At 63.9% G+C, this 13510-nt stretch carries 11 protein-coding genes; 6 read left to right on the top strand and 5 right to left on the bottom strand.

Annotated features, from left to right (window positions below):
* Positions 1-71: 71 nt before the first annotated feature.
* Complete coding sequence (locus tag ACWKWX_RS18745; protein WP_473004940.1) at positions 72-2969, bottom strand: EAL domain-containing protein; 2898 nt, start codon at positions 2967-2969, stop codon at positions 72-74.
* A gap of 161 nt (positions 2970-3130) precedes the next feature.
* Here ACWKWX_RS18745 and uvrD point away from each other — a divergent pair, with 161 nt between their 5' ends.
* The 3 genes from uvrD to ACWKWX_RS18730 all read left to right on the top strand — a co-directional run bounded on the left by uvrD (position 3131) and on the right by ACWKWX_RS18730 (position 6878).
* A complete protein-coding gene (uvrD, locus tag ACWKWX_RS18740; protein WP_416421624.1) occupies positions 3131-5314 on the top strand; it encodes a DNA helicase II in 2184 nt (727 codons plus the stop codon).
* Between the two features lie 188 nt (positions 5315-5502).
* Positions 5503-6351, top strand: a complete 849-nt coding sequence (locus ACWKWX_RS18735) for a Tim44 domain-containing protein (protein ID WP_416421625.1) — start codon at positions 5503-5505, stop codon at positions 6349-6351.
* A gap of 119 nt (positions 6352-6470) precedes the next feature.
* A complete protein-coding gene (locus ACWKWX_RS18730) occupies positions 6471-6878 on the top strand; it encodes an SMI1/KNR4 family protein (protein WP_416421626.1) in 408 nt (135 codons plus the stop codon).
* A 102-nt stretch (positions 6879-6980) separates the two neighbouring features.
* Here ACWKWX_RS18730 and ACWKWX_RS18725 read toward each other — a convergent pair whose 3' ends face one another.
* Positions 6981-8738 carry a cation:proton antiporter gene (locus ACWKWX_RS18725; protein WP_483828535.1) on the bottom strand — a complete coding sequence of 586 codons (1758 nt, stop codon included), beginning with the start codon at positions 8736-8738 and terminating at the stop codon, positions 6981-6983.
* A gap of 239 nt (positions 8739-8977) precedes the next feature.
* Between ACWKWX_RS18725 and ACWKWX_RS18720 the strand changes: the two genes are divergently transcribed.
* Positions 8978-9463, top strand: coding sequence for an acyl-CoA thioesterase (locus ACWKWX_RS18720; protein ID WP_416421628.1), 486 nt, complete (start codon positions 8978-8980; stop codon positions 9461-9463).
* Here the strand turns inward: ACWKWX_RS18720 and pdxY are convergent.
* A complete protein-coding gene (gene pdxY / locus ACWKWX_RS18715; protein ID WP_416421629.1) occupies positions 9460-10332 on the bottom strand; it encodes a pyridoxal kinase PdxY in 873 nt (290 codons plus the stop codon). The genes ACWKWX_RS18720 and pdxY overlap by 4 nt on opposite strands.
* A 117-nt stretch (positions 10333-10449) precedes the next feature.
* On the opposite strand from pdxY, the gene ACWKWX_RS18710 reads away from it, so the two are divergent.
* A complete protein-coding gene (locus tag ACWKWX_RS18710) occupies positions 10450-10839 on the top strand; it encodes a DUF3301 domain-containing protein (protein WP_416421630.1) in 390 nt (129 codons plus the stop codon).
* Between the two features lie 36 nt (positions 10840-10875).
* Here the strand turns inward: ACWKWX_RS18710 and ACWKWX_RS18705 are convergent, their stop codons facing one another.
* Complete coding sequence (locus ACWKWX_RS18705) at positions 10876-11826, bottom strand: CobW family GTP-binding protein (protein ID WP_483828577.1); 951 nt, start codon at positions 11824-11826, stop codon at positions 10876-10878.
* Between the two features lie 28 nt (positions 11827-11854).
* Between ACWKWX_RS18705 and ACWKWX_RS18700 the strand changes: the two genes are divergently transcribed.
* Positions 11855-12208, top strand: a complete 354-nt coding sequence (locus ACWKWX_RS18700) for an NADH:ubiquinone oxidoreductase (protein ID WP_416421631.1) — start codon at positions 11855-11857, stop codon at positions 12206-12208.
* Here ACWKWX_RS18700 and zigA read toward each other — a convergent pair whose 3' ends face one another.
* Positions 12209-13414, bottom strand: a complete 1206-nt coding sequence (zigA, locus tag ACWKWX_RS18695; protein WP_483828534.1) for a zinc metallochaperone GTPase ZigA — start codon at positions 13412-13414, stop codon at positions 12209-12211.
* Between the last annotated feature and the right edge of the window lie 96 nt (positions 13415-13510).

Raw genomic sequence — 13510 nt, 5'->3', positions numbered from 1 at the left:
GGATCGGAAGACCGATGTAGCTTTCTTGTAGTTATACTACATGACCTGCGACACGCCCAGCTAAACGATAGTCAAGTTCGCGAATGAACCTGGCCAAGCTGCCCGCGATAATCCGGGTCTTGCTCCAGCAACCCGCCAAAAGCCTGGGCTTCCACCGGTTTGCTGATCAGGTAACCCTGGATTTCGTCACATCCATGAGCGTTCAAAAACGAAAGTTGCTCGTGCGTTTCAACACCTTCAGCCACCACTTTCAGTTGCAGGCTGTGGGCCATGGCAATGATGGCGCGGGTGATGGCCGCATCTTCACTACCTTCGGCCAACCCGCGAATGAACGCCTGGTCGATCTTCACGTAATCCACCGGGAAGCGCTTGAGGTAGCTAAGGGAAGAGTAGCCGGTTCCGAAGTCGTCGATGGCTAGTTTTATCCCCAGGGCCTGCAGCTGGTGGAAGGTGGCAATGATGTGCTCGACGCTGTCCAGCAATTGGCTTTCGGTCAGCTCCAACTCGAGGAATTGCGGTGCCAGCCCGGTGTCGCTGAGCACCTGGCGCACCAGGCTGACCAGCTTGCCCTGGCGCAACTGGTGCACGGAGAGGTTCACTGACACGCGAATGGGCGCCAGGCCCTGGCGCTGCCATTCGCAGGCCTGCCAGCAGGCCTGGCGCAGCACCCATTCGCCGATGGGCACGATCAGGCCGGTCTCCTCGGCCAGGCCGATGAAGTCCCCGGGCGGGATCATGCCCATGGCCGGGTGGCGCCAGCGCACCAAGGCTTCGGCGCCATTGAGGCGGCCGGTGGCCAGGCACAGCTTGGGCTGGTAGTAGACCTCCAGCTGCTGCTCGTCGATGGCCTTGCGCAGTTGCTGTTCCAGCTGCAGGCGCTCCAGGGTGCTGGCCTGCAGGCTCTCGGTGTAGAACTGGAAGTTGTTGCCGCCCAGGTGCTTGGCGTGTTGCATGGCCATGATCGCCTGGCCCACCAGCGCCGAGACGTCGCGCGCGTTGTCGGGCAGCAGGCTGATGCCGATGGAAGCGCTGACGACCAATTCCTGGTTCTCGATCATCTGCGGCACGCGCAACTTGGCCAGCAGCCGGCTGGTCACCCGGGCCAGGCTGGACAGGTTGGCGTAGGCGTCGAACAACACAGCGAACTCGTCGCCAGACAGCCGCGCGATGGTGTCGGCCTCGGGCAGGGCACTGCTGATGCGCCGCGCCATCTGCTTGAGCAACTGGTCAGCGGCCTCATGGCCCATGGTCTCGTTGAGCAGCTTGAAGCGGTCCAGGTTGATGTGCAGCAGCGCCAGGCTGCGGCCGCCCTGGCGCACGCGCTGGTTGGCTTCCTGCAGGCGCTCGCGGAACAGCGCGCGGTTGGCAAGGCCGGTCAGCTCGTCGTAATGGGTGAGGAAGCGCATGCGCTCCTCGGACTCGCGCCGGGCGGACAGGTCGGCGCAGAAGGCGATGACATTGCTGATGTTGCCGCGATGGTCGCGCACCACGCTCAGTTGCAGCCACTGCGGGTACAGCTCGCCGTTCTTGCGCGCTTCCACCAGCTCGCCTTGCCACTGGCCGGCCTGGTGCAGGGCTTCGTCGATCTGCCGATGATGCCGGCGCGCGTCACGGCTGCACGGCAGCTCGACCACATTGCGCCCCAGCACTTCTTCGCGCGAGTAACCGGTGACCTTGATAAAGGCCTCGTTCACCGACAGCACGGCATAGTCGCTGTCGAGAATGATGATGCCTTCGCTGGCCGCCTCGAACACCATCGCCGACAACCGCTGCTGGTCTTCATGGGCCTTGCTGGCGCTGATGTCACGGCGGGTGCCGAGCATGCGCAGGACCTTGCCGGTTTCCCCGCGCTCCACCGCACGCCCGCGGTCTTCGATCCAACGCCAGCGGCCGTCGCTGTGACGCACGCGGTATTCAATGCGGTAATCCTCGGTGCGGCCCTTCATGTGTTCCACCAGGGTGCGCTTGAGGTGTGGCACATCCTCCGGGTGCAGGCGCGGCTTGAGGTGGCGGAGCATGGCGGTGACGTACTCCGGGTCCAGGCCGAACAGCTGCTGCACGTGGGTATGGTGCACTTCGTCGGACTGCAGGTCCCAGTCCCACAGCCCCAGCTCGCTGGCTTCCAGCGCCAGCGCCAGGCGCGCCTCGCTCTTGCTCAGCGCCTGGTTGGCCAGGTCCAGCTCGTGGCTGCGCTGGGCCACGCGGGTTTCCAGCCCGGCCTGGGCTTCGCGCAGCTCGCCTTCGGCGCGCCGGCGCTGGTCCACCTCGCGGGCCAGTTCCTGGTTCAGCCGCGCGCTGGCGGCCTGCGCGTGCTGCAGGTTTTCGATCAGGTCCTGGTTCTGGAAGCGGCGAATCAGCCCGCGCTCGATCAGGCGGTTGACCTGCCAGGCCACCACCACCAGCGCCCCCAGCAGGATCAGGCCCAGCCAGCCCCAACCGTGCTGCGCGCCGCTGCCAATCAGGAACAGGCAGCCGATGGGCGGCAACAGGCAGGGCAAGGCGAAGCTGAGGAAGGCCGGCAGGCTGACGGCATACGCCACGCTGGCCGACAGCGTGGCCGCCCCCAGCAGCCCGAACACCCAGGCTTGCTGGACGAAGCTGTCGGTGGGCACCAGCAGGATGGCGGCGCCAGCCAGGGTCAGGCCACTGACGAACGAGCCGAACAGGAACATGCGCAGCCACACCGGCTGCGACTGCCGGTCGGGAATGGCCGAATCGAAGGCGGCCACCTGGATGACCCGCATGGCCACCAGCGCGGTCAGCCACACCAGCCACACGCTCACCAGCACATAGTGCTGGGGCTCCCACAGCAGCCAGGCGCAGACCAGGCCGTTGGCGAGCATCAGCAAGGTGGGCAGCAAGGAGCCCTGGTACAGCAGGCGCGTGCGCTCGACCGCCAGTTGCGCGGCGTATTTGCGGCGTATATCCCGTTGCCCCTCCGTGGAAGCAGGACCTGAAGCGAGTGTCATAGGCAATATTCTTATTAATGTGCGGAGCCTGAACGTGCAGCGAGCATACACAAGCCCGCCGCCCCGCCACAGCCCCCGCGCAAACAGATGAAAGAGGTTATTTATCGACCGCTCGAACGCCGGGTTTGCTCCAATCTTGTCCAGCACCCTAAAATGGCCGGATGCGCGATGACCTCTCCCTTCTGCTGAATTCCCTCAACGATGCCCAACGGCAGGCCGTAGCGGCCCCGGTTGGCCGTCAGTTGGTCCTGGCCGGTGCTGGTTCCGGTAAAACCCGAGTGCTGGTGCACCGTATCGCCTGGTTGATCCAGGTCGAACAGGCGTCCCCGCACTCCATCCTGTCGGTGACCTTCACCAACAAGGCCGCAGCCGAGATGCGCCAGCGCATCGAGCAGCTGATGGGCATCAACCCGGCCGGCATGTGGGTAGGCACCTTCCACGGCCTGGCCCACCGCCTGCTGCGGGCCCACTGGCAGGAAGCGAACCTGAACCAGAACTTCCAGATCCTCGACAGCGACGACCAGCAGCGGCTGGTCAAGCGGGTGATCCGCGAGTTGGGCCTGGACGAACAACGTTGGCCTGCCCGCCAGGCGCAATGGTTCATCAACGGCCAGAAGGACGAGGGGCTGCGCCCGCAACACATCCAGGCCAGCGGCGACCTGTTCCTGGGCACCATGAAGTCGATCTACGAGGCTTACGAAGCGGCCTGCGCCCGTGCCGGCGTGATCGACTTCTCCGAGCTGCTGCTGCGCGCCCTGGACCTGTGGCGCGACCACCCCGGCCTGCTGCAGCATTACCAGCGCCGCTTCCGCCACCTGCTGGTGGACGAGTTCCAGGACACCAACGCCGTGCAGTACGCCTGGCTGCGCCTGCTGGCGCAGGGCGGCGACAGCCTGATGGTGGTGGGCGACGACGACCAGTCCATCTATGGCTGGCGTGGCGCGAAAATCGAGAACATTCACCAGTACTCCGCGGACTTCCCCGATGTGGAAACCATCCGCCTGGAGCAGAACTACCGCTCCACCGCCGGCATCCTCAAGGCTGCCAACGCCCTGATCGCCAACAACACCGGGCGCCTGGGCAAGGAGCTGTGGACCGACGGCGGCGACGGCGAACCGCTGAGCCTGTACGCAGCCTTCAACGAACACGACGAAGCGCGCTACGTGGTGGAAACCATCGAGGCGGCGATCAAGACCGGCATGTCGCGCAGCGACATCGCCATCCTGTACCGCTCCAACGCCCAGTCGCGGGTGCTGGAAGAGGCCCTGCTGCGCGAACGCATCCCGTACCGCATCTATGGCGGCCAGCGCTTCTTCGAGCGTGCCGAGATCAAGAACGCCATGGCCTACCTGCGCGTGCTGGAAGGCCGCGGCAACGACGCGGCGCTGGAACGCATCATCAACGTGCCGCCGCGCGGCATCGGCGAGAAGACCGTCGAGGCGATCCGCGACCACGCCCGTCATGCCGAGATTTCCATGTGGGAATCCATGCGCCAGCTGGTGGCCAACAAGGGCCTGACCGGCCGCGCCGGCAATGCCCTGGGCGCGTTCATGGAGCTGATCGAGAACCTGGCCGCCAAGGTCATGGAGATGCCCCTGCACTTGATGACCCAGACCGTCATCGAGCAGTCGGGGCTGATCATCTATCACCAGGAAGAAAAAGGTGAAAAGGGCCAGGCACGGGTAGAAAACCTTGAGGAACTGGTCAGCGCCGCGCGCAACTTCGAGACCGCCCCGGAGGACGAGGAGCTGACGCCCCTGGCGGCGTTCCTTGGCCACGCGTCGCTGGAAGCCGGCGACACCCAGGCCGACGAGCACGAAGACAGCGTGCAGTTGATGACCCTGCACAGCGCCAAGGGCCTGGAGTTCCCCCACGTGTTCCTGGTGGGCATGGAAGAAGGCCTGTTCCCGCACAAGATGAGCCTGGAAGAGCCCGGCCGCCTTGAAGAGGAACGTCGCCTGGCCTACGTGGGCATTACCCGCGCCATGCAGCAGTTGGTGATGACCTACGCCGAGACCCGCCGCCTGTACGGCAGCGAGACCTACAACAAGGTCTCGCGTTTCGTGCGCGAGATTCCCGGCGGGCTGATCCAGGAAGTGCGGCTGTCCAACAGCGTCAGCCGCCCGTTCGGCTCGGGCCAGAAGCAGAACTCCAGCAGCCTGTTCGGCGGCGCCAGCATTCCGCAGACCGAATTCACCCTGGGCCAGCGCGTGGCGCACTCGGTGTTCGGCGAAGGCGTGATCCTCAACTTCGAGGGCTCCGGCGCCCAGGCCCGGGTGCAGGTCAACTTTGCCGAAGGCAGCAAGTGGCTGATGCTCGGCTACGCCAAACTCGAAGCGCTGTGATCCTTTCCTGACGCGGCCTGCGGCCGCTGCTACGGTCTTTGTAGCAGCGGCCGCAGGCCGCGTCAGCGGGCACCCCACATCACGCGTGATTGTTTCCCCCTGTAAAAGCTCGAAACACTATGTCACTGGCCATGGCCTGCCCATCTGTGCAACATGGCCTCAGTGCAATCCACAACGGGAATTCCCTTATGCAACGTTTTCTGAGCATCGCCCTGGCGCTGTGCATCGGCCTGACGATGAGTATCGACGCTCACGCCAAGCGCTTTGGCGGCGGCAAGTCGTTCGGCAATGCGCCGACGCACCAGTCGGTCACCCCTTCTTCCTCCGGCGCTGCCGGTGCAGGCGCCGCCGGCATGGCCGGGCGTGCAGCCCCTGCCGCCGGTGGCGCTTCGAAATGGCTGGGCCCACTGGCCGGCATCGCCGCCGGTGGCCTGCTGGCCTCCATGTTCATGGGTGGCGGCTTCCAGGGCATGCAGATCTTCGACATCCTGATCATGGCGGTCATCGCCTTCGTGATCTTCCGCTTCATCGCCGCCCGTCGGCGCAAGCAGCAGGAGCACCTGGCTCCGGCTGGCGCACCGTTCCAGCGTGAAGCCTTCGAGCAGCCTGCCCAGCCGATCTTCGGCAGCTCGGGTGGCCAGCCGGTTCGCCCGGTCATCCACGCCCCGGCCTGGTTCAACGAGCAGAGCTTCCTGAACGCCGCCCGCAGCCACTTCGAAGCGCTGCAGCAGCACTGGGACGCCAACGAGATGGACAAGATCGCCGAGTTCGTCACCCCGCAGATGCTGCAGTTCCTGCGTCAGGAACGCGCCAGCCTGGGCGACGGCTTCCAGTCCACCATCATCGACAACCTGCAGGTGCAGCTCGATGGCGTGGACGACCGCGCCGACAAGACCATCGCTACCCTGACCTTCAGCGGCGTGTCCAAGACCTCGCGCTTTGACCAGGGCGAAGTGTTCAGCGAAAGCTGGAACATGGAACGCCCGCAGGGCGACAACCAGCCTTGGCTGATTGCCGGGATTCGCCAGAACGGCTGATCCACCGGTATTGCACGCCCGAACCCCGGCCCAGGCCGGGGTTTTTCATTTTTAACATTGCGAAAATATCCAGCTAATGTATAAACCGCACCGCGCAATTCGTTGAGAGGAAATACATCGTGGAAGAAGTGATCGAACAACTCCGGGAAGCCAATGAACCGGTACCCGTTCCACTCGAGTTGCCCGATGAGGACCAACTGGTCGAGGTTGAAGAACAGCTGTTCATCAACATCCCGTTCGTCTTCAAGGAATTCCTGTTGACCGTCAGCGACGTCGTCTACGGCAGCCTCGAGCCCGTGACCGTCACCGACCCGCAGTCCCACACCTACCTGCCGGAAGTGGCCGCCAACGCCTGGGACGCCGGCGTGCCGCGCGACCTGATCCCTATCTGCCAGGACGGTGATGACTACTACTGCGTCGAAGAAGACGGCACCGTGGTGCTGTGGTCCGGCGAAGAAGAGCTGGTCACCGAGGAAAGCTGGGAGTCGGTGTGGCACTGGGCGCGGGATGTCTGGCTGGAAAGCTGATCCCCTTGTAGCCGCTGCCGAAGGCTGCGCTGGCCCGGTGCCCCACTGTAGATATCCAGTGTACTCGGAGCCCAGCGCAGCCTGGCGGCAGCGGCTACAGCGCTAGTGGCCGTCGGCGTTGTTGCCCAGGGTGTCCAGCAACGCCACCTGCATGCGCGTGTGCACGCGTATGAACCAGCGCCATAGCACCGCCGCCACCGCCGCAGCCACCAGGCCTACCACCACCAGCAGCTCGCTGGTGGGCAGGATGCTGGCCGACAGCGCCGCCAGCAGCAGGAAAATCACCAGCAGCGACACCAGCGGGATCACCTCGGCGATCACCCGCCGCACCCGCTCGGTGTGCCTGCCCGCCATCTCCGGCTTCACTCCCATCTCCGCCAGCAACATCGACAGCGCCTTGAGCTTGCGATACGCCGCAATCAGGAACGCCAGGGACAACAGCAGCGCCGCGCCCCAGATCAACGCGTTGTGCCAGCGCGCCTCGCTTACCCACGCCTGCAGGTGCACGGAGATAGGCTCGGCGAAATAGGCTGCGCTGAAGAAAATACCCATCACCAGCGCCAGGTTCACCCCCACCTGCAGCAGGATGCGCCGTATCAACGTCGCCAGCCGCGCGCCCTGCCCCTGCGGCTGAATGCTGCGCAGCCATTCGCCATAGAGGCCGAACACCCGCGCCATGCGCACTGGCACCCAGCCGGCGAGTTTCTCCGACAGCGGGTCGGCGGCACGGATCAGGTAAGGCGTGGATAACGTGGTCAGCGCCGAGACGGCCACCGCCACCGGATAGAGGAAATCGCTGGTCACCTGCAGGGTCATGCCCAGGGCGGCGATGATGAAAGAGAACTCACCAATCTGCGACAGCCCCATGCCTACCCGCAACGAGGTGCGGCCGTCGTTGCCGGCGATGAAGGCGCCCAGGCCGCAGGAAATCATCTTGCCCAGCACCACGGCGATGGTGATGACAGCGATCGGCCAGGCGTACTGCACCAGGATCGCGGGGTCGATCATCAGGCCGATGGCGACAAAGAAGATAGCGCTGAACATGTCGCGGATCGGCTCTATCAGCCGCTCGATCTTCAACAGCTGCCGGGACTCGGCCATGATTGCGCCGATCAGGAAGGCGCCCAGCACCATGCTGTATTCCAGCTTCACCACCAGCAGGCAGAAGCCGAAGCACAGCCCCAGGACCGTCACCAGCAGCATCTCGTTGCTTTCGAACTTCGCCACGTAGGCCAGCAGCCGGGGCACCAGCAGGATGCCCACCACCAGCGCCACGATCATGAACAGCGACAGCTTGCCGACCGTGGAGAACACTTCGCCGGAGCTGACCGAACCGCTGACCGCTATGCCCGACAGCAGCGCGATGATGCCGATGCCCAGGATGTCCTCGACGATGAGCACGCCGAAGATCAACTGCGCGAAGCGCTGGTTCTTCATCTTCAGGTCGTTCAGCGCCTTGACGATGATGGTGGTGGACGAAATCGCCAGGATGGCACCCAGGAACAGCGAGTCCATGGCGCTCCATTCAAACCAGCGGCCAATCTCGTAGCCGATCCAGATCATCAGCACGATTTCCAGGAAGGCGGCGATGAACGCGGTAGCCCCGACTTTGAACAACTTGCGCAGGCTGAATTCCAGGCCCAGGCAGAACATCAGGAAGATGACCCCCAGCTCGGCCAGGGTCTTGATGGTGTCTTCGTCGTGGATCAACCCAAACGGCGGGGTGTGCGGGCCGATGACGAAGCCGGCGACGATGTAGCCCAGCACCACGGGTTGTCGCAGCCGGTGGAAAATTACCGTGACCACGCCGGCAATCAGCATGATCACGGCCAGATCCTGGATGAAACTGATGGCATGCATGGGCCCGGCTCCTTTTCACGGTGTAACATCTCAAGTCTGAGGTTAACATCGCGAAACCTGCGGAAATGCCGGTGCAACAAGTGGAAACAGATCCGTTCGCCTGGCAGCCTCCAGGCCACGCGGGCTGTGACGTCCAGCCGGCGACCAACGTCCCGGAAGAGTGGGATTTTTTGCCCCAGCGGGTAAGCACCAACATAGGTGGCGCCCCTTAACTACAGCAACATTACCGTGAGCGCACTATGGAACCCGGAAACGCCCAGTTGTCGATGACTGTTCTGATGACCCCGGACATGGCCAACTTTTCAGGCAATGTGCACGGCGGCACCTTGCTCAAGTACCTCGACGAAGTCGCCTACGCCTGCGCCAGCCGCTATGCCGGCCGCTACGTGGTGACCCTGTCGGTGGACCAGGTGATCTTCCGCGAGCCGATTCACGTCGGCGAGCTGGTGACGTTCCTGGCGTCGGTGAACTACACCGGCAATACCTCCATGGAGGTGGGCATCAAGGTGGTCACCGAGAACATCCGTGAACGCTCGGTGCGCCACACCAACAGCTGCTTCTTCACCATGGTGGCCGTCGACGACCAGCGCAAGCCTGCCCAGGTGCCGCGCCTGGAGCCGCAGACCAGCGAAGAGAAACGTCGCTTCGTGCAGGCCCAGCAGCGCCGCCAGATCCGCCAGGAACTGGAAAAGCGCTACCAGGACATCAAGGACGACGGGCTTTAATACGCCAAACGCTGCGCCTCGAAGCGCAGCCGTGGGTGCACGATGCGGTCCTGGGCCCGCACCAGCTCGAGTTCGTAGCTGGCGCAGGCCTGGGTTTCCAGCAACACCTCATGCACGGCCGCAGCGGCGAACTCGAACGCCGCCACCTTGCTGTCGCCCAGCAGCAGGCGCGCCAGGAACAACCCCGACGTCAGGTCACCCACCCCTACCGGCTGGCGCGGGAAGGCCAGCAGTGGCCGGCGCAGGTGCCAGCTGCCTTCGGCAGTGACCAGCAGCATCTCGAACTCTTCGGCGGCCTTGCCGGGGTAGGCCAAGTGCTTGACCACCACGGCCTTGGGGCCGCGTTCCAACAGCGAGCGGGCCATGCTCACGCAATCTTCCAGCGACTGCGCCAGGCGGCCACAGAAGGTATTCAGCTCAAGCTGGTTAGGGCACACCAGGTCAGCCACGGCCACCGCTTCGTCGAGCAGGAACTCGCTGACCTCGGCAGGCACGATGCAGCCCTTCTCCGGGTGGCCCATGACCGGGTCACACAGGTACAAGGCGTTGGGGTTGGCTGCCTTGACCTTGCGCACCACTTCCAGGATCGCCCGGCCCTGGGCAGCGCTGCCCAGGTAGCCGCTGAGCACGGCATCACAGTTGCCCAGCTCACCAATCGTCGCAATCCCTTCCACCAGTGCCGGAATTTGCGCTGGCGCCAACACTTCTCCGGCCCACTGGCCATACTGAGTGTGATTGGAGAACTGCACGGTGTTCAGTGGCCATACGTTGACCCCCACGCGTTGCATGGGGAACACCGCGGCGCCGTTACCGGCATGGCCAAACACCACGTGCGACTGGATGGCGAGCAGGTGTGGAGTACGTTTCATGCAAATATCCCGCAGCGGTATCTGATTTTCGAGGGGCGCAGTATGGCGCCAAATACCGTCTGTACGACAGACCGACGTCGCAGTTAAGCTGGGCACACCTAGTTGGAGCATTCCTCGATGTTTACCCTCGGAAATCTGTTTGTGCTGATGGTGCTGGGCGCAGGCGCGGCCTGGCTGTGGCATAACCATGGCCTGCGCGAGCGGGCACTGGAACGGGTCAAGCAGCATTGCGCCAAGCTGGACCTGGAATTGCTCGACGAGAACGTGGCCTTCAAGCGCTTCGGCTTCGTGCGCGATGCCAACGGCCGTCGCCGTTTTGCCCGTGTGTATAACTTTGAATTCACCGTGACCGGCGAGCAGCGTCACCCCGGCACCATCACCCAGTTCGGCGGGCACGCGGTGCAGATCGAACTGGCGCCCTACCCGTTCGAGATCAAGACCCAGCCCACCGCCGAAGTTATCGAGATGGACCAGTGGCGGCAGGAGCACAAGCGCTGGCGGCCTTGAGCTGCCGGTAGCTGTGACGCGGCCTTGCGGCCGCTGCTACAGGCATGCCTTCAGGCCTTGCTCCAGGGCCTGTTCATCCTGCGCATGATCGAAGATCAACTCCACGCGCGAATCCTTGCGCCACTCGCTGGCGCGCCATTCCGGCACATTTTTATCCACAGCGTTGAATGACAGCCACCCACGGTTGCTGTGCACAACTCCTTTCGCCCGCCGCCAGGCCATTGTGGATAACCACATATCCAGCTTCCGCGCATCGAACACCCGGTCCGGATGCCAGCGCCAGCCCACGCTCCAGCCCCCTTCGCCGTTATGCACAGCCCTGATGGGAACCTGCGGGTCTATCCACAGAAAAACCGGCTCCACAGCCGCTTTCGGCAGTTTATCCACAGCCCCTGGAAGCGCCTCGACTGTTCTCAATTCGCTAATGGGCAGGTATCCAGCCTCTGTAAAATATATTGGAATATCAATAAGTTGCGATTTTATCCACATTATTTTTTTCACAGCCAGCGCAGCTGACTTATTCACAACCACCAGCCCCATGCTGCCCAGCGCCTGCTGCTGGGCCTCCGGAAGAAGTTGTCCACAGGCCAGCGCCTGGCCGTCCAACACCGTGATCGGTGGTTGCACGGCCAGCACCCCGCGCCATGGCGCCTCGCGCAGCTGCGCCAGCAGTTGCAGCGGATGGCCCAGGCCCGAGGGTTCGATGAACAGCCGGTGAGGCTTGGACTTGCGCAGCAGCCGGGCAAGGCCCACCTGGAACGGCGCGCCATTGACGCAGCACAGGCAGCCTCCCGCCACCTCGCCCAGTGCGATACCATCGTCCGCGGTGCTCAACAACGCGGCGTCCAGGCCGACCTCGCCGAACTCGTTGATCAACACCGCCCAGCGCTCCCCTGCAGGACGCTGTGCCATCAGCTGGCGGATCAGGCTGGTCTTGCCGGCACCCAGGGGCCCGGCGATGACGTGAGTAGGTATGTTCTCAAGCATCATTGGTTTTCTTGAATGGAGGTAGTGGATGCGTCTTTGGGGTGTGCTGGCGCTAAGCCTTGCCAGCAGTCAGGTCTGGGCCCAGGCCTGCGTGGTGCACAGCCATGCCGAACGGCTCGACGTGAAGGTATGCCAGCAGAACCGCAACATACCGGAAAAGATGTTTCACGATGGTTTCTGCGAGCCGAACCTGCCAGGGCAAAAGGTCGAGGTGCAGTTCGTCGACCAGTGCCCGGCAGGTGCGTTTGGCGTGTGCAGCGACGCCCATGTGGACAATATGCCCTATCGCCAGGATATCCACTATTACGGCGTGGCCAGCGACGCCGCCTACCTGGAACCGTTCTGCGAGCAGAAGAGCCAGGGCACCTGGCTCAAGCCCTGATCAGGCCGCGTCTTCGTGCCAGGGGCCGAATGGGTCGGGTAGCTGTTCCCAGGCGCCAGCGCCCAGGGCCATTTCCGCTTCGCTGAGCAGGCACTGGTCCAGCTCGGCGTTCAGGCGGGCGAAGTCCACGCCCTGGCCAATGAACACCAACTCCTGGCGGCAGTCGCCGCTGTCAGCCTGCCAATGGGCCATGATCGATGCGGTGCTCTCGGCGTCCTGGGGCCAGTGGGCCTTGGGCACGAAACGCCACCAGCGCCCGGCGAAGCCATGGCGCACCAGGCCGCCGGCCTGGGACCAGCTGCCAGCCTCCTGGGGTTTGCTGGCCAGCCAGAAGAAGCCCTTGGAGCGCAGCAGCTTGCCGTTCTGCCACGGGCTGTTGAGCCAGTCGTGGAAGCGCTGCGGGTGGAACGGCCGGCGCGCGCGGTAGGCCCCCGAGCTGATGCCGTACTCATCACTCTCCGGCACGTGCTCGCCGCGCAGCTCTTTCAGCCAGCCCGGCGCCTGGCTGGCGCGCTCGAAGTCGAACAGCCCGGTGTCGAGGATCCGCTCCAGCGGCACCTGGCCCATCACCATGGGCAGGATCTGCGCCTGGGCATTGAGACGCTTGAGGATGGCCATCAACTCATCACGGTCGGCGCTGCTGATCAGGTCGATCTTGCTGATGAGGATGACGTCGGCGAATTCCACCTGCTCGATCAACAGGTCGGTGATGGCCCGCTCGTCTTCCTCGCCCAGGGTCTCGCCGCGGCTGGCCAGGCTTTCGGCGGCCTCGTAGTCGCGCAGGAAATTCACCCCGTCCACTACCGTGACCATGGTGTCCAGGCGCGCCAGGTCGGCCAGGCTGCGGCCCTGTTCATCCCGAAAGGTAAAGGTCTCGGCCACCGGCAGCGGTTCGGAGATGCCGGTGGACTCAATCAGCAGGTAATCGAAACGGCCCTCGTCGGCCAGGCGCGCCACTTCTTCCAGCAGGTCTTCGCGCAGGGTGCAGCAGATGCAGCCGTTGCTCATTTCCACCAGCTTTTCTTCGGCGCGGTTGAGGCTCACATCACGCTGCACCTCGGTGCCGTCGATGTTGATCTCGCTCATGTCGTTGACGATGACGGCCACGCGCAGGTTGTCGCGGTTGCGCAGCACGTGGTTGAGCAAGGTGCTCTTGCCCGCGCCCAGGAAGCCTGACAGCACGGTGACGGGAAGACGATGGGGCATGGTTCGATTCCTCAAGGCGCCTGGTCTTGTGGAATGAACTGCCAGGCTATCCTGCAATGTTATAGTATAACATTGCAGGATAGCCAATACCGATTG

The organism is Pseudomonas imperatae, assembly GCF_057128625.1.
The sequence above is the reverse complement of the archived record's forward strand: the minus strand, read 5'-3'. Positions and strand labels throughout refer to the sequence as shown.